Origin of the sequence: Desulfofundulus luciae (assembly GCF_030813795.1) — a bacterium.
In the GTDB taxonomy this organism is placed as follows: Bacteria; Bacillota; Desulfotomaculia; order Desulfotomaculales; family Desulfovirgulaceae; genus Desulfofundulus; species Desulfofundulus luciae.
The window spans coordinates 64,514-85,816 of record NZ_JAUSUX010000002.1; the positions used below are offsets into that span (position 1 = coordinate 64,514).

Below are 21,303 nucleotides of genomic sequence, written 5' to 3' on the forward strand. Positions count from 1 at the left end.
AAATAGGAGGGGTTTGCTATGATGTTGCTCAAGCACAAGGGCGAAGAGATGACCTCAGTAGAACGGGTGGTCGCGGCGTTAAACTACCAAAAACCTGACCGGGTACCGGTAGCTCCGTTGTTATGCGGTGCTGCCCGTCGGGTTAACGGCGTTACCTATCCCAAGTGGGCCACTGATGCTGAGGCCTGTGCTGAAGCCTTTATCCAGTCCGTGGACCTCTTTGATTATGATGTTATTGTGGGGCTCGTTGACCTATCGGTGGAATCGGCCGATTGGGGCCAGGCAACGGTTTTCCCACCGCATAGCACACCCTACACCGATACCAACAAGCCGTTTATTAAGAATGAAGAGGACTATTACCGTTTAGAAAAAATCAATCCCCGGGAAACACCCCGCATGAAAATGGTTCTGGAAATGCTATCGCGGGTGGTAAAGGCCCGGGGTAAGGAAAAGGTGGTCTGCGGCTTTATATACGGTCCCTTGGGTGTGCTCTCCCAGTTGCGCGGCCATGAGCGTCTGTTTAAAGACTGCCTGAAACGGCCCGAGGTTGTGAAAGCGGGGCTGGAAGTGGTTACCGAAGTATTGTGTGATTACGCCCGGGCCATGATTGAGACCGGGGTACACGCGATTGCCGTTGATACCCTTTATGCCTGCAAAACCATCATGAGTAAGAAAATGTGGGAGGAGATGGAGGGGCCATACGCTAAAAAGTTGTGCGACGTGATTCGGGATGCGGGCATTGCCTTGGCGTTACACAACTGCGGCGGGGCCACCTATTTCGACGTCCAGATCAAATGGCTGAATCCACAGGCCATTTCCCACGCCTACCCGGCAGACGATTGCAAGGATTGGGCCGAACATGCAGCCAAATGGGGTAAGAAAGTGGTGACCATGGGCTACCTGATCCCGTCTGAACTGGGTCTGATCATGACTCCGGAGCAGGTTATTGAGGAGTGCCGCCGGGAGATTGAAACCTTCAAGGACTGCGATGGAGGATTTATTCTGGCACCGGGCTGTGAATTCCCGCCAAACGGGTCGCTCCTGAACATGGCAGCCATTATGCAGGCGGTGCGGACATACGGGGTTTATCATTGAGTTTGCCTATTATCAAGTTGGGCTGGGGGTTCTTTTAATGGCCAAAGTAGAAATCTTTGGCGGTATCTGCGGTTTTAATACCGTTGTTTCGGCTACAGCAGAACAAAGGCGTATGGTGGAGCTGAAGGTGGAAAGCGAATGTCCTAACTGGCAAAAGGTGCAGGAGCAATTGAAAAAGGTCGACGCGTATAAGGAATTGTTCGGCAAGCTGCATGAGGGTGAGGTATACCGCCTCAGCTCTCCCTTTATTCCCCACCCGGCCTGTTTGGTACCTGCCGGGATTATGAAGGCCATCGAGGTGGCCGCCGGGTTGGCCCTCCCCCGGGATGGGTTCATCAGGGTAATCGGTTAATACTTATCGTTGTCGATGCCGCTGTAAAGCTGGCTTTTTAAGCAGTTTACGGTAAAATCTTTTGGACAAACCTTACCATACTGAGTTGACAATTCCCTTATTTGTTTCAATATTTTTTTTTCGCCAACTATATGACTAAGTCTATTATTGGAGTGAGTCTTATATTGGAAATTAAGAATTGTCCCTGTGAAGGCAAATACCTGGACAAAATGGTTCAGCCTGCCATATTGATAATTCTCACTGAGGCAAATCTCCACGGTTATAAAATTGTTCAAAGGTTGGCCGAAACACCAATGTTCAACGGTGATGAGCCGGATCCCACCGGTGTTTACCGCTGCCTTAAGGCTATGGAAAAGCGTGGCTTAATCGTTTCTTGCTGGGATATCTCCCGGACAGGACCGGCCAAACGCTTTTACCGTATCACAGAAGGAGGTAAGGAATGCCTGAGGCGCTGGATTGAAACCCTGGAAGAATATCAGCGTATAATAGGTATGCTACTTTCAGAAGCAAAGAAAGTAACCACTAAAGACCGGTCATAAAGCATGATTTATAACATCTATTTCTTTCGGTCAGGGAAAGAATTTCCCGGTTCTTTTCCTTGACCAGCGGGCAATCCGGAAAAGGGCACGGACCAGAAAAGCATGGGAAAGAAAGAATATTCTTTGGAAGCGGTTCAAAGTAACCCGTGGATTAAGCATACAACAAAATTTCTGTGTGTTCAGGGGGTGAGGCAAAAAATTTTGAGGTTTTTACGAAAGGGTAGGCATGGGGGAAGACTGGTTTATTGGACGGAGGTACGAAATGAACTTTACGGTCATTATGGAGTAGTGTTTGAAGAACCCATAATATGAATGGCAGGAAAGAAGGGTTGTTGCCTATCATAAATGAGTAAAACCCACAGGAGGTGTTAAAAAATGAAACTGGACCCTGAGATTGAGAAAATCCTTGATAAGGCATTAGCAGGCGAGCAAATCACTCGTCAGGAAGCAGTCAAACTTCTGCAAGTAGATGAAAACTCACCCGAGCTCTATGCTATTATGTCGGTAGCCAACACACTGACGAGGAGACACTTCGGGGATAAAGGCGAGGTATGGGCGCAAGTTGGTATAAACATTTGGCCTTGTCCTAAAAGCTGCGCATTCTGCACTTTCGGCGAGAAATGGGGCGTCTTTACCTCGCGTGTGGAACTGAGCCTTGAGGAGGTCGTCAGCAGGGCAAAGGCATTTGAGGATGCTGGAGCAAACGCTATCTTCCTGATGACTACTGCGGATTATCCATTTGGGCGCTTCTTGGAAATCGCAAAAGCAGTGCGTGAAGTTCTTTCCCCAGATATGCCAATGGTAGCCAATATCGGGGATTTCGGTCCAGAAGAAGCGGAGAAATTACTGGAAGCGGGATTTCAAGGCGCCTACCATGTCTTCCGCCTGCGCGAAGGAAGGGATACTGAAATAGATCCTAAAGTCAGATTACGCACGCTCGAAACGATTAGGGATTTCGGACTCGCCCTCGCTTATTGCGTTGAGCCAATTGGTCCTGAGCACTCCCCAGAGGAATTAGTCGAGGAGATGTTCAGAGGAAAAGATTATCTCGCTGCAAGTCTTGCAGCTATGTGGAGAGTTCCCGTTCCTCAAACTCCTCTCTATAAATACGGTATGATATCCCAGTGGACTTTAGCCAAAGCAGTTGCCGTCACAAGGATAGTTGTGGGAGATTCCATAAAGGCTATGGGCGTTCACGAGGCAAGGATATTACCTCTGCGAGCTGGAGCTAATCAGATATACGCGGAAACAGGACCTAATCCTCGGGATGTGCTCGAGGATACCTCAAAAGGTAGGGGTTTCACCGTTGAAGATTGTAAGGAACTACTTGTAGAGGCAGGTTATACACCTCTGGAAGGACCTTCCGGGGCATTTCCCGTTCGCCCCAAAGCTGTATCGCCCCTAACTGATTGAAGGAATTTTAAAATTAGCGACCCCCTCGCGCCCAAGGTGGACCCTATTATCAAGACAGTTTTATTTAAAATTTAAGAGCCAAACACGTGTTTTATAGACCTTGTAATAGGTAGAATGGTTAGGGTTATTAAACCATTGGCACTACCAAATTTTTTCGTCAGCTGGCTCTATTCCTGGGATATCGTCTTTGGAAAATGGCCTGCTTAGTTAAAAATGACGGGAGTAACAGAAGGTAGTAAATATTCAGTGAACCAGTTATTGGGGTGATAACCCGAGGAGAATGTCTCGAAAATTTTTCACGAGGGGGGAAAGATAAATATCCTTAACCGGAAGCTTGTATTCTTTGAACCGGTCCAGCTTGCCCCGGCCCTGCGTGCTGCCGACAAATATCCAGTTGGCCGCCCTGTAGCAGGTTCCTGGCAAATCGGTCCTTTTCCACAAGAGTTTCCAGGAGCACCGGCCGGTAGTAGCTGTAGGTCTTTTCCCAATCTTCCGGTAGCTTTTGACCAAAAGGCTGCCTTGCTGGCAGGGAGTCTTGACATGTGTGGTTCAACCGTGGCCCTTGCCCTTACCGCGGCTTCCAAGGGTGAGCCGGTGGTAGCCGTCTGCGGTCTTTGTAACAAGTGTTCAGCGCTGGTGGTGCGAAAAGATTCAGAAATTCATAAGCCTTCGGATTTAAAAGGGAAGAAAATCGCTTATGTACCGGGTACCATGCACCATGTCCTGCTACTGGAAGTATTAAGGCGGGCGGGGCTCGATCCAGAGAAAGACGTACATCTCACGCGAGTTGACTTTTTCGATATGGGGCAGGCCCTTTCCCAAGGAGCTGTAGACGCTTTCTTAAGTGGAGAGCCATACCCCTCCCTGGCCGTTGTTAACGGCTACGGGCGTATACTTGCCTATCCTTATTACGGAGATGATATCGGGACCATTAACGCGGTTATGATTACCACCCGTGACAAAATTAAAAACAACCGCCGGCTTCTCCAGCAACTGGTAAATGCCCACGCCATGGCTACGTAGCAACTGAAAAATCGCCCGGAGGAGTGGCTCAATCTGGCTTCCCGATTTGGAACGGACCGGAAAGTTTTGGATATAGCTGTCGGAAATATGGAGCTTGCCTGGGATTTGGATAAAGAGTATGTCCAGCGCGCAAAAAACCTTGCCAAGCGCATGAAGGAACTGGGAATGATTTCTCAAATACCGGACGTGGACGCGCTGTTCGATCTAAGTTTTGTCGAGGAGGCACGGAAAAATATGGGGAAATGAGGTCATTTAAAGAATCGGGGACTAAAATTTTATGTTGGTCAGATATCGACGGCAGGCTTAACCCGTTAGGGTTAGCCCTGCCCGCCCTGTTATTAATTGTTTGGCACCTGGTAACAGTCGATGGCAATATCCCCGGCTACTTGTTGCCCAGACCAATGGAGATTGGTAAAGTTGCCCTTGATTTTGCCTTGGGAAACTGGCAACTAACACCCTATTCAGGCACCATGTTGGATCACTCCCTGGCTAGCATTTCCAGAGTTTTTTCCGGGTTTGGCTTTGCGGCGGCCGTAGGGCTGCCCCTGGGTTTTTTAACTGGGCGTATTACTGCGGTAAAGAGAACCATTGATCCCACGATACATCTTTTCCGGACCATTCCGGGGATTGGCTGGCTTCCAGTGGCAATGGTCTGGTTTGGGGTGGGAGAGAGAACAACTCTGTTTCTTATAGCCCTGGCTGCTTTTTTTTCCATTTATGATTGCTTTTAACACATCGAATCTACATTATGAGCCGGCGCCCGGGAAGGATAATTCGGGGAATACAGGTTCCTTTTGGCTTTCCTCGTTCTTTTTCGTTAACCGGTACTCCTTGTTTTGCCCAACTGAAAAGCGAGATACTAAACACATTAATATAGGACTTAAATAAAAATCCCTAAAAATTATGATTAAATTCTAAGTGGGCGTCAAGGCCGCCGCTGTGAAGCTTATGTTTTAAGCGGTGAGGTTTCATTACGGTAAATTTTTTTGTAGAGATACCATCTGAATCTTGACACGGACTAGTCTTCTCGCCCGTTGCCATACCAGGGTATTTATTTTATAATTTAATCAGTTAAAGCAGGGTTTTTCCGGGGAGAGGGGTAGGCGACATGGCCAAAGCCAAAGTGATGGCTGGCGCCTGTGGGTTTACCAGTGTGATAAAAGTTACGAAGATAGGCAAGATGAAGGTGCGGGTGCAGATTATCAGCGCCTGCCAGGACCTGCGCAGTCTAAACGAGGACCTGGCCGAGGTGGACTGCAGCCGCAATGTCTTTGGCAAAATGATCGATTCGGTAATATACCAGAAGGCCAGCAAAAGGCTGAAGCATCCCGACTGCCCGGTGCCCTGCGCCATCATCAAGACCATTCAGGTGGAACTGGGCGGAGCCGTTCCCAAGGACGTGATCATTAAAATTGACGCTCATGGCTAGGGTGAAGAAACTGAAGACGTAGTGCCCGGTTACAATGTCGTCCCGTAAAAACGGGACTTTTTTCATTTGGCGTAATTAAGGGATCCCGGGAAGCTCCGGTTCATTTTTGCAGCCTTCCTGCATAGGATATTAACGAAAAGATTTTACCGGCAACCTCATAAAAGTTTAAGATATGCCAACAACCTGGCGCCGCTTATCGACACAACTTTTTCTTTTCAGCGGCAGGAAATTGATTCTTGCGCCGCGAATAATAGCCAGTGATTCAGCCAGGCGGGTAACAGCAATGTAAAAGGAGGGATAATGTGGAATGGTCTACCCTCGGCCGCCCGCGAAATTCCTGTCGTGGTGGTATCCATCCCCGCAATTTCCGCCTTACTTTGCTGGCCCTGTGTCTGTTTCTCGTAGTCGTAGCGGGAAGCCTGGTCTTTGCCGGGTATGCCCGGGCGAAGAAACATATTACCCTGGTGGTAGACGGAAAGGAAGTTACCCTGGAAACCCGGGTCAACACAGTGGGAGATCTTTTGGAAACACAGGGTATCCGGTTAGGTTCCTGGGACCGGGTGGAACCCGATCCTTCTGCGCCGGTTACCGAAGGAATGCGGGTGGTTGTTAGACGGGCGGTCCCGGTTACGGTAACTGCTGACGGAAAGACGTTAAAACTGCTCACTGCGGCACCCACTGTCCGGGAAGCGCTTCAAGAGGCGGAGGTTGTGCCGGGCAGGGAAGACATAGTTACGCCCGGCCCCGCAGAAAAAATCCGCCCCGAAATGGCCATTCGCGTGATCAGGGTGCGCCAGGTGGCCAGGGAAATAATGGTTCCCGTCCCTTATTCGATTCGCCGGGAACCGGATCCCGGCCTGATGCGCGGGCAGGTAAAGGTGGTTCGGGCCGGCCGGCAGGGAAAGGAAAAGCAGCGCTGGGTGCTGGTCTACCATGACGGGCGGGAAGTTAAACGGGTCATGGAAGCCAGCCAGGTGGTTACCCCGCCCGTGGACCGGGTTGTCCGGGTGGGCACGCTGCAGCAGGTTTCCCGGGGCGGCCGGGACATCCGGTTCAGCCGGGTAATTAATATGGTGGCTACTGCCTATACTTATACGGGTAACAACACTGCCTACGGAGTGCCCCCGCGTGTTGGCGTGGCCGCAGTGGATCCCCGGGTTATTCCCCTGGGTACCCGCCTTTATGTAGAGGGTTATGGTTATGCCACGGCTCTTGATGTGGGTTCCAGCATTCGAGGGAACCGGGTTGACCTGTTCATGGAAAATGCAGCCGAAGCCAGACGCTGGGGTGTTCGCCGGGTGAATGTTTACGTTTTGGATTAGAAGTTAGATATTGGAAGGCAGCAACGAGAGCCGCGTTCTTTCCAAAAGAGTTTTTGTTAACATGTATTAAAAGGTGATTAAAAAGGGGTAAATTCCCCTTTTTTTAATTTATCAGGGAAAGTAGATGGGGTATAATATGAGTATGTTAATAAGTGGCGGGTGAGGGTTTGGGAGTGTCCGAGCAGGTTTCCTTCGGCCGGGTAAGGGCCATTTTAGAAAAGCACAATATTCGTTTGCGCAAGTCGCTGGGACAAAACTTTTTAATAGATGGCAATATCGTGCGTAAAATCGTGACGGCCAGCCGTGTTACACCCGGGGATGTGGTAGTGGAAATAGGTCCGGGGGCGGGTATCCTCACGGCGGCCCTGGCCGGCACCTGCGCCCATGTGGTGGCCGTGGAGCTGGACAAAAGGCTGTTACCCGTGCTGGAAGAGGTTTTGGGCGGCCTGCAGAATGTCACCGTGGTGCTTAAAGACGCCCTGGAAGTAGATTTCGACCGGCTGGTGTCCAGGGTCACGGGAGCAACAACCTACAAAGTGGTGGCCAATCTCCCCTATTACATCACCACCCCCCTGATCATGCACCTTTTACGGGGGCAATCCGGTGTTGCCGGAATGGTGCTCATGATCCAGTTGGAGGTTGCCGACAGGCTTGTGGCCAGGCCCGGAAGCAAGGACTATGGGGCGTTTACTGTTACGGTGCAATATTATTGCCGCCCGGAGATTCTCTTTCGTGTTCCCCGGACGGTTTTTTTCCCCCAGCCCGAAGTGGATTCGGCGGTGGTCCGGCTGGCCAAACGGCAGGAACCGGAAGTGGTGGTTGACAATGAGGATCTTTTTTTCACCCTGGTGCGGGGAGCCTTTGGCCAGAGACGCAAAACGCTGGCCAACGCCCTGGCCGGGGCTAAAATTTTTCCCGGCTGGACCCGGGCGACCTGGGAGGAAGTCTTAAAGCGTGCCGGCATTGATTCCCGTTGCCGGGGCGAGACCCTGGGTCTGGCAGAATTTGCCGCCCTGGCCCGGGCCTGCCGGCAACGCCTGATGGAAAGCGGCATTTCCTCATGAGGAACACGGCAATTAATTCTGGCTGGTAGTCTTCCTGTTTAAGCATTAGAGCTTGTGACGTCATGGGGAGGTATGCCATGTATTTTACCAGTCCTACTAAAGGAAGATTAACCTTTGAACAAATGATGGCCGATATCATGGGCTATATTACCGGCCTGCCCAGTTCGGCTTACAAGATTATTGTTGGTTCCGATTCCCAGGTGAAGCAGGAAACCTGTTTCATCACGGCTGTTATTGTTCACCGGTTGGGCAAGGGCGCCCGCTATTATTACCGCAAAAAGATCCAGCGCAAAATTAAAAGCTTGAGGCAGAAAATCTTTTACGAAACCGCCCTGAGTCTGGAATTGGGCGGCTTAATTGCCAGGCATTTTGCCGAGTGCGGTCTGGACGATTTGCAGGTGGAAATCCACATCGATGTGGGTACCCATGGCGAAACCAGAGATCTGATCCGGGAAGTGGTAGGTATGGTCACGGGGAGCGGCTTCCAGGCCAAGATTAAGCCCGAAGCTTATGGTGCTTCCAGCGTGGCCGACAAGCATACAAAATAGGTTGCCCTTCCGGTTGGGCCGGTATACTTTTCGACAAATTTATTAATAATTTTTAAGCCAAAATGGAAAATTGGCCCTTGATAGTAAGGATAATTATTATTATAATATAGGCAGGGTGATTATCAACAGGGTTTTTCAAAATAGCCATCGAAGGAGGCGAAAGAATCAATGAAATGGCGTTGTGGTGTTTGTGGTTACATCCATGATGGGGATCAACCCCCGGAAAAATGTCCGAAATGTGGTGCCCCGCGGGAAAAGTTCGCCCAATTGACTGATGAAGAAGCCAGGCTCATCGAGCGCTCCCGCTACACCAACAATCTCCACGCCAAACTGATTGCCCTCATGCAAAAGGTGGAAGCTCTGGCCGATGAAGGTATCAAGGATAATCTGGATCCCGGCTGCCTCACCGTATTCCAGGCGGCCAAAAAACAGGCCCACATTTTGGCCCAGATGGCCAAAGCCGAAATCCAGACCCACATCTCCAAGGGCAAATGGGGTTAAAATTTAATTCTCATTGAGTTATTAAATTAGTTTTAAAAAAGAAACAGGGGAGGATGATGATTGTATGAAACCTCTTGCCGGTTCCCGTACGGAAGCCAATTTAAAGGCTGCTTTTGCGGGGGAATCCCAGGCCCGCAACAAGTATACATATTTTGCTTCCGAGGCCAAAAAGGCCGGCTACGAGCAAATCGCTGCCATTTTCCAGGAAACGGCCGATAATGAAAAGGAACACGCCAAGCGCATCCTGAAATTCCTGGGAGGCATTGGCGATACGGCGGCCAACCTGGAGGCTGCCGCTCAAGGGGAGAACTATGAATGGACCACCATGTACAAAGAATTTGCCGCCGTGGCCAGAGAAGAGGGCTTTACCGAGATTGCTGCCTTTTTTGAAGGCGTGGCCCGGGTGGAAGAGGAGCATGAGAGGCGTTTCCGGGCCCTGTTGCAGAATTTGAGGGAAGGAAAAGTGTTCAAGAAAGAAGGGTCGGTACGCTGGAAGTGCCGCAACTGCGGTCACATCCATGAGGGTGCCGAGGCGCCGAAAGTATGCCCGGTATGTAATCATCTCCAGGCCTTTTTCGAGCTGCTTTGTGAGAATTATTAAATTGAAAAGGTGCGGCGTCGGGAAGGATATGTTTGAAAAAGAGGCGTAAATACCAGGAATGGTGGCCTTTCGGGGCAGTTATCACCCGGAAGGCCGCTTTTTTTCTGAGAACGCCGGTGACTTCGTGACCAAAGGTCCTTCATTTTGATTATGTCAAGCCTTCCGGCAAACTGAAAGCTTCCAGCAAATCAAACCTTCTCTCCGGGTGGTAGCCCAGGTAGGTGACACCGTTGAGGCTGCGTTCCCGGGGCAGACCGCGGGCCAAATTTATAGCCTCCAGGCAATCGCCGATGATGGTTTCGGCAATACGCCGGGCGTGCACGGGGCTGCGGAAGGGAGAACCCAGGTGCCGGTGGGCAATGGTGGCCCCCACACCGGTTTTCAAGCCCTGTTTGGCGGCCAGAGCCAGGGCTACCGGGGGTACGGCCAGCTCCCGCAGGGGTATCTGGTCGAGGAACTTGCGGGAAACGGCGTGGGGGCCGTGGGAGGGGGAAGCCGGTCCTATTAATTGAGCCAGGCCCAGTTCCCGGTTTAAGGCCAGGCGTATTTCCAGCAGGTAGCTGGCCAGGTCGGAAAGCCGGACCAGTTCTCTGGCGGGGTAACAGTTGGTTAAAGCCAGGTCTACTCCTCTGGTGGTTACCGCCATGACCAGTTCCCGCAACACGTGCACGATGTCCCCGCCCATGTCCCCGTCCACAAAAAGAACGGCCTGCGCATCCAGTTTTTGGGCCCGGATTGCTCCCACCGCCCGGGGTATGTCGATGCCCAGGGCTTCCGCAAAAACCAGCGGTTGTACCAGCCGGGCGGGAAAACCCTGAATAATTTGTTCCGAGCAGTCATTACAGCCGTTGAGTACCGGGATCACCAGGTCCACGGGTACGGCCAGCAGGTTCTTTAAAACTTTTTCCAAAGATGGAGCTTCGTTTTTCACCGGAACCACAGCTACCAGCATCGGAATCTCCTTTCTTCAGCGGACTGATATATAACTTATGTAACCATACTGTGCGTTCGTTACCATATGTCCTCACCCTTTCCGGAGGTTCCAACATAAAATGGGAAAAAAGTGAGGAGGAAGCCGCCGTGGAAGGAATCAAGGTCGGGGACATAGTGGGGCGGATTTCATACAGCTGCGATATCTTTTTTAAAGTGGTGGAGTTAACCGTAGGAAAAGACGGTAAAAAAAGTGCCCGTTTAAAGGGCCTGGATAAGCGCCTTTGTGCCACTGCTCCGGTGGAGGACCTGCGCAAGTTTGAGCCGGCTGAAGTCGCTGCCTTCTGGCATTCCTTTATGACCAAAAATCACGAACACATGAAACGCATTTTTCAGCGCCGGGAACAGGACCGGCAACGCCTGGTCCGGGGTAACGACGTGGTCTCCAATTTAGGTAGTTTTGATGTTCCAGGTTCGGTGTTGCATATGGATGGCGACGGTGACTACCTGGATCTATGCCTGACTACCTACCGCCAGTTGGGCATACCGGCTTCCGGTTATCACATCGATGAGGAAAAACAGCCAGAGGTGGTTATAGATCTGTTGCAACAACACCGCCCCGATATACTGGTGCTTACCGGTCACGACGGCATTGAAAAGGACACGCAAAATTTTTCCGACCTGAACAGTTACCATAACTCCCGTTATTTTGTGGAAGCAGTAAAAAAAGCGCGTTTGTATGAAAAAAGCCGGGATGACCTGGTCATATTTGCGGGGGCCTGCCAGTCCCACTATGAAGCTATACTGGAGGCGGGTGCAAACTTTGCCAGTTCACCCCACCGGGTACTCATTCATACTTTTGACCCGGTGTTTGTGGTAGAAAAAATTGCCTATACCTCAATCTATGATCAGATCTCCTTAAAGGACATTATAGCCGGGACCATCACCGGGTTCCCCGGTATCGGCGGTGTGGAAACCAGGGGGAAATACCGCCTCGGGCTGCCTAAATCTCCTTATTAATAGGTTTATTAATAGGTGCCGCTTATTTCTCTGTAGCTTAAGCCTCCCTGCTAACAGGTTCCGTCACCCCTTCCAGTCCTTTTGCATATGATGGCACGAGGACCTTGAGGAGGGGTATTTTTATGGAAAAGTATTTTCGCGTTTTGAAAAAATCCCGGGAAAAGCTTTTGCAGTTGCCCAATGTGACCGGGGTAGGAATTGGCCTCAAACAGGTGTCCGGCGAAACCACCAATCACCCCGCCCTCATTATCTTTGTGAAAAAAAAGGTGCCGTCCGACGGCCTGATCCGCGCACAACAGGTGCCGGCCTACATTGACGGATTGCCTACCGATATCATAGAAATCGGCGAGGTCAGGTTGCTTTCCCTGCGTACGGGGAAAGAGCGACCGGCGCGACCGGGAATGAGCATCGGTCACTACAAGATCAGCGCCGGTACCTTTGGTGCGGTGGTGAAGGACCGGGTTACCAAGGAGCCGCTGATTTTAAGCAACAACCACATTCTGGCCAATGCCACCGACGGGAAGGATGGGCGGGCTGCCATCGGGGATCCCATCCTGCAACCGGGTCCCCATGACGGCGGTCAGGCCGGGGACCGCATTGGCACGTTGTTGCGCTTTTCGCCCCTGTTGCGCAGCGTCCAGGAGGCCGAATGCCCGGTGGCAGAAGCTCTGGTCAGGGCGGGCAATCTACTGATCCGCCTGGTCAGGCCCCACTACCAGTTAAAAATGTTCCAACATTACCGGGGCGGCAATATTATCGACGCCGCCGTGGCCCGTCCGGACGACCCCGGCTTAATTGACGATGAGATTCTGGAAATTGGGAAGATAGAAGGTGTGGCCCGGGTGGCCCCGGGTCAGGGGGTAATGAAAAGCGGTCGTACCAGCGGAATTTCCGAGGGTTCAGTTACCGCCATTGGGGTAACCCTGGAAGTGGAGATAGGCAATGACGAAAAGGGCTGGTTTACCGACCAGGTGGTCACCGACATGACTTCCCGGCCCGGAGACAGCGGTTCTTTAGTGCTGGATCGTGAGAAGCGGGCCGTGGGACTTTTATTTGCCGGTTCTGATAAATACACGGTTTTTAACCGCATCGAACAGGTGCTCTCCCGTCTGGAGGTAGAGTTTTAAAGGCTTGTTGCCTTGAGCAAAGGTCGTAGCTAGAGGTGAAGCGGTGGTGATTGATCATTTCCTTCCGGGTGGTGCGGAGGTTGCCCTGGTAATGCTGGGAGGAAAAATCCCGGCTATTGGACCGCTAATTGGTACCCGCCAGGAAGCCGTAAGAATAGCCCGCTGCTTTATGGAAAAAATCGATGCCCTGACTGACCGTTCCCGGTCTTTTCAGATAGTGACCGCACGCCAATCCGACGGCCGCTATGCCCTGCTTTTGGAGGGTGAAGGGGTAGTCATGAAGGTATTGCATAATATAGATGAATTGTTGCTCTGGCGTTTTCGCAAGGCCTTTCGGCGGGGCTTATTCATCTTAACGGTCTTTTTTAAAGGGGAAGCGGGGATGGAATGCCTGGCCGTTACCGAGGGATTGGGAGCGGTCATTTATACCCCCGGCTGACGGAAATAACAGAATATCCCAGTGGACGCAGAAGATGTATAATCAGCCAGTAAAGGAGGGTATCTGGATCCCCTGCTAATTTTATGGCGGATTGCGTCGAAATAACGCTTTTGCCGGAAAGTGGCTTTTTTGATAGATTAGATAAAAACGCCCGGGACAACCAGGGCGTAAAAAAAGAAAAGGAGTGTGGCCATGAACAAAAGCTTAAAGTCGCTGGCCGGTGTGATTTTAGGTGCGCTGTTGTTATTGGGGCTGTTTTTTTCTCCGGCCCTCGCCCAGGCCGCCGTCCCCTGCGGTTTTAACTATTTAGACGGCAGTGAGGGGCAAAAAGTTCCCACTCCGGAAGTCACCCCGGCCGCCCGGCAGGCAACCCCCACCCCGGAAGAGAGCCGTATGCTGGCCCTGGTTAATTACCAGAGGAGCAAAAAAGGCCTGCCGGCCTTCCGGACCGATTCCCGGCTGGTGGAACTGGCCCGGCAGAGGGCCGGCGAGATGGTGGACAGGGGTCTGGGCGGATTGTCCGGCTCACTGCCCCAACTGTTAAAAGCGAAGGGGATCAGTTACACTTATGCCGCCCAAACCCTGGTTCTGGCCCAATCGGTGGACAGCGCCTACCGGGCTTTAATTAAGTCTGCGGGCTACCGGCAGGATATACTGGGCACCAGATATGACCGGATAGGAGTGGGCGTAGCCCGGCAGGGCTCCAGGCTGTATATAGTGCAGCTATTGGTGGGTGGACAAGGCGGGTTGTCACAGCAGGAGCCTGCATCTCAACCTGCACCTCAGGCCGCGCCTCAACCTGCGCAACCGCAGCTTGATCCACGGCCGGTACCGCAGCCCGGGCCGGTAAGCGGTCTTACGGTAGACGAGCAGCAGATGCTCCAACTGGTCAACCAGGAGCGGGCGCGTTACGGCCTGGCCCCGTTGAAAGTGAACATGGAGCTGGTGAAGGTAGCCCGGCTCAAAGCGAAGGATATGGTGGAAAAAGACTATTTCAGCCACACCTCGCCCACCTACGGCAGTCCCTTTGAAATGATGAGCCGGTTTGGCATCACCTATCGTTATGCCGGCGAGAACCTGGCGGGTGCACCCACGGTGGATATTGCCCATGAAAACTTGATGAATTCCCCCGGCCACCGGGCCAACATCTTAAACGCCAATTTTAAGGAGATCGGTATAGGCGTGGTTCCCAGTCCCCGCTACGGCAAGATTTTCGTGCAGATGTTCGCTGGTTGACTGGATTCGGAAAATCTCCCGGTTTGCATTTAACCGGGGGATTTTTTCTTTTTCTGGGGGATTGCCAAAATTCCGCACATTAATTGGCACGGCTCATATATATATTATAGACCACTCTTTGAAAGGAGGAGTACGCCCCATGGTTGGAACCGCCGCACCGGCCACGGAACGGTTGCGGGTCAACCAGGTGGTTAGCGAAGACACGCAACAGGTCGTGGTTCGCGGCAAAATCACCGTACCCGACCCGAAACCCGACGTGCAAAAAATCCTTTCCACAGATAAATCGGCAAGGATTAAAAAAGTTGAACTGGTTCCGGACAAGGCAATTGTGGAGGGGACCCTGACTCTGCAAATTGTTTACGTGGCCTTTGAACCCTCCCAGTCGGTACACCACATGCATCAGCAGCTCTCCTTCACCGCTTTTGTGGAACTTCCGGGGGCCAGGCCGGGCATGGATGTCACGGCCAGGGTTACGGTGGAAGATGTCAGCATCACCCGCAGTCCCGACGACCCCCGACAGTTTGATGTGACCGCTATCCTCAGTGTTTTTGTCAAAGTGACGGAGATGCAGGATGTGGATGTGGTTACCACATGTCCCTCAGGCGCCACCTGCGAGATGGATACCATTAAGGTGGCCAATGTGGTAGGCAGCGGGACCAGGCAAGTTATCGTCAGCGAGGAGTTTAACGTACCAGACGAAAAGCCGCCGGTAGAAAAAATCCTGGAAGTGGATGCCACCGCCGAAATTACCGACAAGAAGATCATTAAAAATAAAGTCATCATTGACGGCACAGTGACCATCCAGGTGCTGTACGTGGCTGCCGAGCCCGACCAACCCGTCCACCAGCTCCACCGGACCTTCCGCTTCAGCGATTTTGTGGAGGTAACCGGGGCAAAACCGGATATGGATGTGCGGGTGGATGTCAAGGTGGAAAGTGCCGATGTGGATATCCTGGACGGCGACCGGCTGCGGGCCGACGTGGTCTTGATGCTGACGGCCTTTGTTACCGAGCCCAGGCAGGTCAACGTCATTACGAAGATCACCGGTGTCCAGGCCACCATGACCAGGCTCAAGATTGATCATGTGGTGGGAGAGGACAGCACCCAGGTGGTGCTCCGGGATACCTTTGAGACTCCGGACCCCAAGCCCGATGTGGAGAAAATCATCGACGTTACCGTCCAGGAAGTCAAAGTGACCGAAACAAAAATTATTAATGATAAAGTGATCGTCCGCGGCTTTGTGGATGTACACCTGGTTTATGTGGCCAAAAAGCCGGATCAAGCCGTCCACGCCCTGGAACGGCGGCTGAATTTCCGCACCTTTGTGGAGATTAAAGGTGCCCGGGAAGGCATGGACGTGGATGTGCGCCCGGTGGTGGAGTTTGTTTCCGCCGACGCCGGGGGGCCGAACGTCACCCTGGAAGTAGTGCTCAAGGTAGCGGTCAAGGTGACCGAGTCGCTGCAGCGGGATGTGGTTGTCTCCATTGCTCCCGCTCCTCCCGTGATCTGCCCGCCGGGGGAAACCATTGATTATGTCGTACAGCCCGGGGATACCTTCTGGAAAATTGCCCAGCGGTTTGGCACCACTGTGGAGGCAATCAAAACAGCCAACCCCACTAAAGATCCGCATAACCTCCAGCCCGGGGATGTAATTAAGGTTCCCTGTCCCCCTGCCAAGGGTTAATTTAACATGTTATCTCAAAGGAGGTAAGTCTAATGCCCATCGAGTATGTCTATACCGAGCCGGAAGAGGTATTGTGCCTTAAGATCAAGGTGCCGGTGGTGCTGGCCGAGGAAGAGGTGCAGGTGCTGGTGGACAGCACCGTTACCCTGCCCGAGCTGGCCAAGAAGGTGGATCATATCGACGCCCGGGTGGAAGACCTGGAGGCCGAGCCGGTATTCATCCATGAGAGCATCAGCAACTGGTTCCCCAGGATCAATAATGAATGGAAAAACCATTTCAAGGACATTGTCGGACGTGTAGCCGTAGTAAAAAAGGTTATTGTCAGCGGGGTGCTGCACAAGCAAATCTTTTATGTCAACAACAGGGATGAAGTAAAACATTTTGCCGAAAACGTACCCTTTACCAAGATGGTTGACCTCAAAGAACCCCAGGCCGTGCTCCGGGAAGACGATGTCATGGTGCAGTTTCCCAAGCCCAAGTTTGATATTACCTGGGAGCTGGTCCGGGCCAGCCGCCTGCACCAGACCGGCGTGATTATCGTGCGGATCAAGGTGGTGGAAGAGCGGCAGATCTTCGTGCAACTTTGCCCGACACCCGAACTCTGTCCTCCCGGCAACCTGCTGGAAGACCCGGGGTTTGAACAATGGGCGGGCAATGTGCCCATCTTCTGGGGCGCCACGGCCAACGTCGCTTCCACCAGCATCGTTCACAGCGGCACCCTGGCTGCCGAACTGGGTGCTGCCAATCCTGCAAGTACGGCTGTCATTTTCCAGACCGTGCGCCGGGGTATAGCTCCCGCCAGGGCTTACAGGCTGACCTTCTGGGCCCGGGAAAATGTTGCTCCCGTTACCCCCGTCAGTGCCTTCAACCTGGTGGCGGAGGTGCGCTTCTTTGACCGCAACGGTATGCAGATTGACGGGGCCATCCAGAGCATCGGCAGCGTGAACATCCCTGATAACAACTACCAGCAGTTTACCCTGAACGTACCTGTTTCCCCCGCCGGTGCCCGTACCGCTCTGATTCGTTTCACCTTTAACCCGGCCACCGGAAACACCAACACGGTCAAGATCGATGATGCCAGCTTTGAGTGTATCGGGGGTTTCCCGGCCTGACATGGAAGTCAATTAATAACGGCTCTACAACAAAATAAAGCAAGTTAAAGGATAAGCGCTATTTTGCATTTTCGACAAATAGAGCTGTTCACCACAGCTTTTCTTTTTGTCCACAGGAGGGAAAAATGGTGTTCTTCAACACGCCCAAACTGACCCAGCAATTGCAGGAGTTACAGGAAGAAGCCCGGCGGATTGTGGTTACGAAAGAGGCACCCCAGGGGGCATTGCGCCTGACAGTGAACGGGCTGCAGCAGGTGCTGGAGGTAAGTTTCGGCCCCACTGCTCCGGCTTTAATGGACCGGGGGGAACTGGCGGCGGTGGTCCGGGATACCTTTAACGAGGCCCTAGCCGAGGCCCGCAGGCAGCTGAAGGACGAAGTGGTCAAAATGACGGGGATAAACTTACCCCACCTGCCGGGACTTTTTTAGGAGGGAGGTCAAATGGGGGAAAAGGGGCAACATCAGGGTCTGGAGGCAACCCTTTTTCAGTTGCTGGAACAAAAAGGGCACTCAACGGATCCCCTCATTTTACTCAGCCTGGTGAACCTGATGGGGCTGATCAATCTCATGGGATACCGCTTCGGGATCCAGGGGCAGGAAGCAAAAGTGGAGGCCGGCGGAAAGGGTGTTGCCGGGTCTTCCCGGTCCGGCAACCGGGAAACGCCTCCTCAGCTGGCCAATTTCCTTGGCAGCCTGCTGGGTCCATTAAACCCTCCCCGTTCCCCGGCAACACCTTCCACGGAAGGAAGTGCCCCGGTCTCAAATGAAGGACCTGCCGCCTCTTCCGGGGGAAAGCCGGCTAAAGACTGAACTTAAAACTGATAAATAAGAAAAGGGGTTCCTCGTGGGGAACCCCCAGGTATTTTTAGGGGTTTTTGTTTTCCGGCAGTTTGACGTCCGGAAACTGCACCTCATCCGGGGGCGCCGGTTCCGGGCCTACCTGGATGTCGGCGGGCAGAAGTGTGGCAGGCTGGCTTGAGCTCGCTCCTTCGGCCAGTTGCATCATGCTCACATGCAGCGCTTCCAATCCTGCACGCATGGTTTTAATGGCATTCCGGGTGGCTTCAAGAAAAGAGGCCAACTGGCTTAAACGGTCTTCCATGTCCGATCTGGTGGATAACATGAGCAACAAGGGGATCGAAAGCGGGTGAAACTGTCCACCGTAAAATTCCGGCATTACAAAACCTCCTTTCCCTGTTTATACCAATTCTATGTTTGTTGCCTTAAAGTGACACTATTTTCCAAAAAAGTTATTCCCGGCCCACCTGGCTTGAAGGGTTTACCAGACTTGCCTGGAAGGTTTCCATTCCACTGCGGAATATTTGTACTGATTGCTGGGTGGCATGGAGCAGCGAAGCCAACTGGGCTAATTGTTGTTCCACGTTTGGCCTGGTGGAAAGTATCAAAAGGATAAGAATTAGAAACAGGGTGAAGGGGTTATTGGGCTGGAGCGCCTGGTTAGCCACCTTTTAATTCCTCCTTTCGCAATGTTTTTCTAAGTTATACTACGTCGTAAAAGCCTATCCGGTGACAGCAACTTTTGCGCAGGAGGTGAATATACCTGATAGAGGAAGGGGGATTAATGAATGGCCGAAGAAAAGGCAATGGGACATAATCTGGAACATATACTTTTTTCTTTGCTGGATTATCAATCAAAACAGGGAGCAACCCATGACGACACCATACTGATGCTCGGGCTTTTGAACCTGCTGGGGATCGTGAGCTTGATGAATAAGCAAATGGGCGGCGTAGTTTCCCGGGCGGCAATGGCGGGTCCCAATCCCATGCTCAATACCCTTTTGCAGATGATGGGCGGCATGCCGGGCGGCCCGCCGCCGGGTCAACCGCCTCCACCGGAGCAGAATGCCCCTCCTTTACCGCTAAACCCGGCCCTGCTGATGGCGCTGATGAACCAGCAGCCGGGGCAGGGGCCCGATCCGGCCATGTTGCTCAGCCTTTTGGGCAGCATGATGAGCGGTCAGGGGGCACCACCCCGGCGGTCGCCGCCGGCAGTTCCGGCATCCATGGATGCAAAGAAAACCGTTTCTCCTCCCGCTTCCCCCCCTGCCGGGGGTGTGGTGAAATGGGGGTCACAGCTGGAAAAAGAAAAGCGGGCTGGTGCTAAATAAGGACGGCCGGCTCCTCAGGGGGCCGGCCGTACATATTTTTTGCCCCGGGGAAGAACATTAACAACGGAGACGTTCACGGCGCCTTTTTTAGAGCGCAAGGTGAAAACGGTTTGCGAAGGAGCTTTGGACCCATATATAAGTTTGGATCGTATCAAAATTATCAGGGGGGTTTAAGGATTATGGGGGATTCCGTCACGACCACTTTTCGGGTGGGCGGGTTGTGGGACGAGCAGGGTAGTAAAGAAGTTGAGCATAACCTGATCCAGCTCGATGGGGTGGAAGAGGTGCGCGTTTTCCTGGAAAATGGTACCGTGGACGTGCGTTACGATCCGGAGGTCATTCGCCGGGAATACCTGGAACGCACGCTGGACTCCCTGGGCTACTCGCCGTACGTGCGCTGAACCATTCTCATCAACCGGCGAGTCCGGTCCGGGCGGGCTAAAGGTGCGCGGGCTTGAGGACCGGCGTACCAGCGCTAAAAATATGCAGGTGGGGGGTATGACTGGTTGAGCGTTAGATTACTGGCCCTGGCTATTGCTGCCCTCTCCGGAGTGACCATGGCCGTGCAGGGGTCTTTAAATGCGGCCCTGGGCAAGGTGATCGGATTGCTGGAAACCACCTTTGTGGTTCACCTGGTGGGTTTAGCTCTGGTAGCAGTGCTTTTGTTTGGCTTTCGCCTTGGGGACGGCCGGCTGGCCGACTACACCCAGGCGCCGTGGTATTATTACCTGGGTGGTATCCTTGGGGTTGTGATCGTTTATCTGGTAATGCGCAGCATTCCCAGGGTGGGAGTGGCTCCGGCCACCACGGCGATTATTATTGGGCAAGTGCTAACCGCCAGCTTAATTGATCACCTGGGTCTGTTCGGCCTGGAAAAGCTTCCCTTTACCTGGCACCGTGTGGTGGGCACCATGCTCATGGCCGGGGGAGCGTGGTTTTTGTTAAAAAAATAGGTTCAGGAAGAACACCAGGACAATTCCCCCAAAAAGTCCCAGATAGGCCATGGGCGGGTGCAGGCGCAGGCATTCTGGCAGCAGTTTCGCTTTAACGATGTAGGCCATGGCCCCCGCGGCCAGGGCCAGCAGGGAAGAAAGAAAGGCCGGGGAGGCCTTAATCAACAGCAGGCCCAGCCAGCAGCCGAAAGGAGTAACCAGGCTTACCAGGCCGTTTAAGGCCAGCACCTGCCCCGGGGCAAGCCCCCCAGCCGACAGGGGGGCGGCGGTGGCCATGCCTTCGGGGATGTTGTGCAGGGCGATGGCCAGGGCCAGCAGGGGGCCCAGGTGGGCGGGTTCGCCAAACCCGGCGGCAATGGCCAGCCCTTCCGGCAAATCATGCAGGGCAATGCCTGCGGCAATGAGGTAGCCCATTTTTAAATACCGGTAATCGTGGACACAGGCCCGGTTTTCCGGGCTAAAAATAAGGTCCAGGGCAGTCATCAATAAAGGGCCGGCGGCAAATCCCAGGATAGCCTGGAGTAAATTTCCGTATGTCAATGCTGCCGGGATTAAATCCAGGAGCACCACCGCCAGCATTACTCCCGCCGCCAGCCCCAGAAAAAAGGAAAAGGATCGCTGCCCCGGACGGTCCCAGATCAGCACCAGCGCTGCGCCCAGGCAGGTGCTCAAACCGGCAAAAAGGGCCATTAACAGTACCGCAACCAAAATATTCACCTGCCAGATCGAGTTCCCGGGATGTAATTTAAAATGTGGGCGGCAACTGTCATTTCGGAAGGGCAGAATG

28 protein-coding genes are annotated in these 21,303 nt (G+C 52.9%); 24 read left to right on the forward strand and 4 right to left on the reverse strand.

All coding sequences use genetic code 11. The features are described from left to right. Positions 1-18: 18 nt before the first annotated feature. The 13 genes from J2Z49_RS01770 (at position 19) to rbr (ending at position 9,887) form a co-directional block, all read left to right on the forward strand. Positions 19-1,095, forward strand: a complete 1,077-nt coding sequence (locus J2Z49_RS01770) for a uroporphyrinogen decarboxylase family protein (protein WP_307399293.1) — start codon at positions 19-21, stop codon at positions 1,093-1,095. A gap of 37 nt (positions 1,096-1,132) precedes the next feature. Beyond that, positions 1,133-1,447, forward strand: coding sequence for a DUF6951 family protein (locus J2Z49_RS01775; RefSeq protein ID WP_307399295.1), 315 nt, complete (start codon positions 1,133-1,135; stop codon positions 1,445-1,447). Positions 1,448-1,548: 101 nt separating this feature from the next. Next, positions 1,549-1,986 carry a PadR family transcriptional regulator gene (locus J2Z49_RS01780; RefSeq protein ID WP_307399296.1) on the forward strand — a complete coding sequence of 146 codons (438 nt, stop codon included), beginning with the start codon at positions 1,549-1,551 and terminating at the stop codon, positions 1,984-1,986. A gap of 375 nt (positions 1,987-2,361) precedes the next feature. After that, the gene (locus tag J2Z49_RS01785; RefSeq protein ID WP_307399298.1) at positions 2,362-3,399 is read left to right on the forward strand and encodes a radical SAM protein; all 1,038 of its coding nucleotides are present in this window, start codon (positions 2,362-2,364) and stop codon (positions 3,397-3,399) included. A gap of 519 nt (positions 3,400-3,918) precedes the next feature. Further along, positions 3,919-4,422, forward strand: a complete 504-nt coding sequence (locus J2Z49_RS01790) for an ABC transporter substrate-binding protein (protein ID WP_307399300.1) — start codon at positions 3,919-3,921, stop codon at positions 4,420-4,422. An 87-nt stretch (positions 4,423-4,509) separates the two neighbouring features. Next, positions 4,510-4,668 carry a hypothetical protein gene (locus J2Z49_RS01795; protein ID WP_307399302.1) on the forward strand — a complete coding sequence of 53 codons (159 nt, stop codon included), beginning with the start codon at positions 4,510-4,512 and terminating at the stop codon, positions 4,666-4,668. Continuing rightward, the gene (locus tag J2Z49_RS01800; RefSeq protein ID WP_307399304.1) at positions 4,665-5,153 is read left to right on the forward strand and encodes an ABC transporter permease; all 489 of its coding nucleotides are present in this window, start codon (positions 4,665-4,667) and stop codon (positions 5,151-5,153) included. Before J2Z49_RS01795 ends, J2Z49_RS01800 begins: the two co-directional genes overlap by 4 nt. A 377-nt stretch (positions 5,154-5,530) precedes the next feature. Continuing rightward, positions 5,531-5,851, forward strand: a complete 321-nt coding sequence (locus J2Z49_RS01805) for a DUF6951 family protein (RefSeq protein WP_072869545.1) — start codon at positions 5,531-5,533, stop codon at positions 5,849-5,851. 302 nt (positions 5,852-6,153) lie between these two features. Further along, positions 6,154-7,173: a ubiquitin-like domain-containing protein gene (locus tag J2Z49_RS01810; protein ID WP_307399308.1), complete on the forward strand. Its 1,020-nt coding sequence runs from the start codon at positions 6,154-6,156 to the stop codon at positions 7,171-7,173. 173 nt (positions 7,174-7,346) lie between these two features. Beyond that, positions 7,347-8,237: a 16S rRNA (adenine(1518)-N(6)/adenine(1519)-N(6))-dimethyltransferase RsmA gene (gene rsmA, locus J2Z49_RS01815; protein WP_307399310.1), complete on the forward strand. Its 891-nt coding sequence runs from the start codon at positions 7,347-7,349 to the stop codon at positions 8,235-8,237. Positions 8,238-8,314: 77 nt separating this feature from the next. Continuing rightward, positions 8,315-8,785 (forward strand): ribonuclease H-like YkuK family protein, encoded by a 471-nt coding sequence (locus J2Z49_RS01820; RefSeq protein ID WP_307399312.1) that lies wholly within the window; start codon positions 8,315-8,317, stop codon positions 8,783-8,785. A gap of 168 nt (positions 8,786-8,953) precedes the next feature. Then, positions 8,954-9,286 carry a rubredoxin-like domain-containing protein gene (locus J2Z49_RS01825; protein ID WP_307399314.1) on the forward strand — a complete coding sequence of 111 codons (333 nt, stop codon included), beginning with the start codon at positions 8,954-8,956 and terminating at the stop codon, positions 9,284-9,286. 64 nt (positions 9,287-9,350) lie between these two features. Continuing rightward, positions 9,351-9,887, forward strand: a complete 537-nt coding sequence (rbr, locus tag J2Z49_RS01830; RefSeq protein WP_307399315.1) for a rubrerythrin — start codon at positions 9,351-9,353, stop codon at positions 9,885-9,887. A 148-nt stretch (positions 9,888-10,035) separates the two neighbouring features. Here rbr and J2Z49_RS01835 read toward each other — a convergent pair whose 3' ends face one another. Next, entirely contained in the window at positions 10,036-10,839 is an 804-nt protein-coding gene (locus J2Z49_RS01835; RefSeq protein ID WP_307399317.1) for a glycosyltransferase family 2 protein, read from the reverse strand. A 128-nt stretch (positions 10,840-10,967) separates the two neighbouring features. Here J2Z49_RS01835 and yabG point away from each other — a divergent pair, with 128 nt between their 5' ends. From yabG to J2Z49_RS01875, 8 genes are all read left to right on the forward strand, one after another. Further along, the gene (gene yabG / locus J2Z49_RS01840; RefSeq protein ID WP_307399319.1) at positions 10,968-11,837 is read left to right on the forward strand and encodes a sporulation peptidase YabG; all 870 of its coding nucleotides are present in this window, start codon (positions 10,968-10,970) and stop codon (positions 11,835-11,837) included. 122 nt (positions 11,838-11,959) lie between these two features. Then, on the forward strand, positions 11,960-12,964 hold the full coding sequence (locus J2Z49_RS01845; RefSeq protein ID WP_307399321.1) for a chymotrypsin family serine protease: 1,005 nt from the start codon (positions 11,960-11,962) through the stop codon (positions 12,962-12,964). 43 nt (positions 12,965-13,007) lie between these two features. After that, entirely contained in the window at positions 13,008-13,403 is a 396-nt protein-coding gene (locus J2Z49_RS01850) for a hypothetical protein (protein WP_307399323.1), read from the forward strand. A 192-nt stretch (positions 13,404-13,595) separates the two neighbouring features. After that, positions 13,596-14,639, forward strand: coding sequence for a CAP domain-containing protein (locus tag J2Z49_RS01855; protein ID WP_307399326.1), 1,044 nt, complete (start codon positions 13,596-13,598; stop codon positions 14,637-14,639). A 139-nt stretch (positions 14,640-14,778) separates the two neighbouring features. After that, positions 14,779-16,323, forward strand: a complete 1,545-nt coding sequence (locus J2Z49_RS01860; protein WP_307399328.1) for a DUF3794 and LysM peptidoglycan-binding domain-containing protein — start codon at positions 14,779-14,781, stop codon at positions 16,321-16,323. Positions 16,324-16,355: 32 nt separating this feature from the next. Then, positions 16,356-17,435, forward strand: coding sequence for an SPOCS domain-containing protein (locus tag J2Z49_RS01865; protein ID WP_307399330.1), 1,080 nt, complete (start codon positions 16,356-16,358; stop codon positions 17,433-17,435). A gap of 125 nt (positions 17,436-17,560) precedes the next feature. After that, a complete protein-coding gene (locus tag J2Z49_RS01870) occupies positions 17,561-17,863 on the forward strand; it encodes a YbaB/EbfC family nucleoid-associated protein (RefSeq protein WP_013821241.1) in 303 nt (100 codons plus the stop codon). Between the two features lie 12 nt (positions 17,864-17,875). Continuing rightward, complete coding sequence (locus J2Z49_RS01875; RefSeq protein WP_307399333.1) at positions 17,876-18,244, forward strand: hypothetical protein; 369 nt, start codon at positions 17,876-17,878, stop codon at positions 18,242-18,244. A gap of 55 nt (positions 18,245-18,299) precedes the next feature. On the opposite strand, the gene J2Z49_RS01880 is transcribed toward J2Z49_RS01875, so the two are convergent. Together J2Z49_RS01880 and J2Z49_RS01885 are read right to left on the reverse strand one after the other, a co-directional pair. After that, a complete protein-coding gene (locus J2Z49_RS01880) occupies positions 18,300-18,611 on the reverse strand; it encodes a hypothetical protein (RefSeq protein WP_307399335.1) in 312 nt (103 codons plus the stop codon). A 73-nt stretch (positions 18,612-18,684) separates the two neighbouring features. Continuing rightward, complete coding sequence (locus J2Z49_RS01885) at positions 18,685-18,900, reverse strand: hypothetical protein (protein WP_307399337.1); 216 nt, start codon at positions 18,898-18,900, stop codon at positions 18,685-18,687. Positions 18,901-19,020: 120 nt separating this feature from the next. On the opposite strand from J2Z49_RS01885, the gene J2Z49_RS01890 reads away from it, so the two are divergent. The 3 genes from J2Z49_RS01890 to J2Z49_RS01900 all read left to right on the forward strand — a co-directional run bounded on the left by J2Z49_RS01890 (position 19,021) and on the right by J2Z49_RS01900 (position 20,516). Continuing rightward, positions 19,021-19,563, forward strand: a complete 543-nt coding sequence (locus J2Z49_RS01890) for a hypothetical protein (RefSeq protein WP_307399338.1) — start codon at positions 19,021-19,023, stop codon at positions 19,561-19,563. Between the two features lie 179 nt (positions 19,564-19,742). Beyond that, positions 19,743-19,964, forward strand: coding sequence for a heavy-metal-associated domain-containing protein (locus tag J2Z49_RS01895; RefSeq protein ID WP_307399340.1), 222 nt, complete (start codon positions 19,743-19,745; stop codon positions 19,962-19,964). 105 nt (positions 19,965-20,069) lie between these two features. Then, the gene (locus J2Z49_RS01900) at positions 20,070-20,516 is read left to right on the forward strand and encodes a DMT family transporter (RefSeq protein WP_307399342.1); all 447 of its coding nucleotides are present in this window, start codon (positions 20,070-20,072) and stop codon (positions 20,514-20,516) included. On the opposite strand, the gene J2Z49_RS01905 is transcribed toward J2Z49_RS01900, so the two are convergent. Next, positions 20,505-21,224, reverse strand: a complete 720-nt coding sequence (locus J2Z49_RS01905; RefSeq protein ID WP_407650027.1) for a ZIP family metal transporter — start codon at positions 21,222-21,224, stop codon at positions 20,505-20,507. The two genes, J2Z49_RS01900 and J2Z49_RS01905, sit on opposite strands and share 12 nt — an antisense overlap. Between the last annotated feature and the right edge of the window lie 79 nt (positions 21,225-21,303).

What these genes read in the sequence shown, in the direction of transcription:
- J2Z49_RS01880 (WP_307399335.1), bottom strand. Translation starts at nt 18,611, where the DNA reads ATGCCGGAATTTTACGGTGGACAGTTTCACCCGCTTTCGATCCCCTTG.
- rbr (WP_307399315.1), top strand. Translation starts at nt 9,351, where the DNA reads ATGAAACCTCTTGCCGGTTCCCGTACGGAAGCCAATTTAAAGGCTGCT.
- J2Z49_RS01875 (WP_307399333.1), top strand. Translation starts at nt 17,876, where the DNA reads ATGGGGGAAAAGGGGCAACATCAGGGTCTGGAGGCAACCCTTTTTCAG.
- J2Z49_RS01855 (WP_307399326.1), top strand. Translation starts at nt 13,596, where the DNA reads ATGAACAAAAGCTTAAAGTCGCTGGCCGGTGTGATTTTAGGTGCGCTG.
- J2Z49_RS01895 (WP_307399340.1), top strand. Translation starts at nt 19,743, where the DNA reads ATGGGGGATTCCGTCACGACCACTTTTCGGGTGGGCGGGTTGTGGGAC.
- J2Z49_RS01785 (WP_307399298.1), top strand. Translation starts at nt 2,362, where the DNA reads ATGAAACTGGACCCTGAGATTGAGAAAATCCTTGATAAGGCATTAGCA.
- J2Z49_RS01820 (WP_307399312.1), top strand. Translation starts at nt 8,315, where the DNA reads ATGTATTTTACCAGTCCTACTAAAGGAAGATTAACCTTTGAACAAATG.
- J2Z49_RS01860 (WP_307399328.1), top strand. Translation starts at nt 14,779, where the DNA reads ATGGTTGGAACCGCCGCACCGGCCACGGAACGGTTGCGGGTCAACCAG.
- J2Z49_RS01870 (WP_013821241.1), top strand. Translation starts at nt 17,561, where the DNA reads ATGGTGTTCTTCAACACGCCCAAACTGACCCAGCAATTGCAGGAGTTA.
- J2Z49_RS01795 (WP_307399302.1), top strand. Translation starts at nt 4,510, where the DNA reads ATGGAGCTTGCCTGGGATTTGGATAAAGAGTATGTCCAGCGCGCAAAA.
- J2Z49_RS01805 (WP_072869545.1), top strand. Translation starts at nt 5,531, where the DNA reads ATGGCCAAAGCCAAAGTGATGGCTGGCGCCTGTGGGTTTACCAGTGTG.
- J2Z49_RS01835 (WP_307399317.1), bottom strand. Translation starts at nt 10,839, where the DNA reads ATGCTGGTAGCTGTGGTTCCGGTGAAAAACGAAGCTCCATCTTTGGAA.
- J2Z49_RS01890 (WP_307399338.1), top strand. Translation starts at nt 19,021, where the DNA reads ATGGCCGAAGAAAAGGCAATGGGACATAATCTGGAACATATACTTTTT.
- J2Z49_RS01775 (WP_307399295.1), top strand. Translation starts at nt 1,133, where the DNA reads ATGGCCAAAGTAGAAATCTTTGGCGGTATCTGCGGTTTTAATACCGTT.
- J2Z49_RS01770 (WP_307399293.1), top strand. Translation starts at nt 19, where the DNA reads ATGATGTTGCTCAAGCACAAGGGCGAAGAGATGACCTCAGTAGAACGG.
- J2Z49_RS01825 (WP_307399314.1), top strand. Translation starts at nt 8,954, where the DNA reads ATGAAATGGCGTTGTGGTGTTTGTGGTTACATCCATGATGGGGATCAA.
- J2Z49_RS01865 (WP_307399330.1), top strand. Translation starts at nt 16,356, where the DNA reads ATGCCCATCGAGTATGTCTATACCGAGCCGGAAGAGGTATTGTGCCTT.
- J2Z49_RS01800 (WP_307399304.1), top strand. Translation starts at nt 4,665, where the DNA reads ATGAGGTCATTTAAAGAATCGGGGACTAAAATTTTATGTTGGTCAGAT.
- J2Z49_RS01845 (WP_307399321.1), top strand. Translation starts at nt 11,960, where the DNA reads ATGGAAAAGTATTTTCGCGTTTTGAAAAAATCCCGGGAAAAGCTTTTG.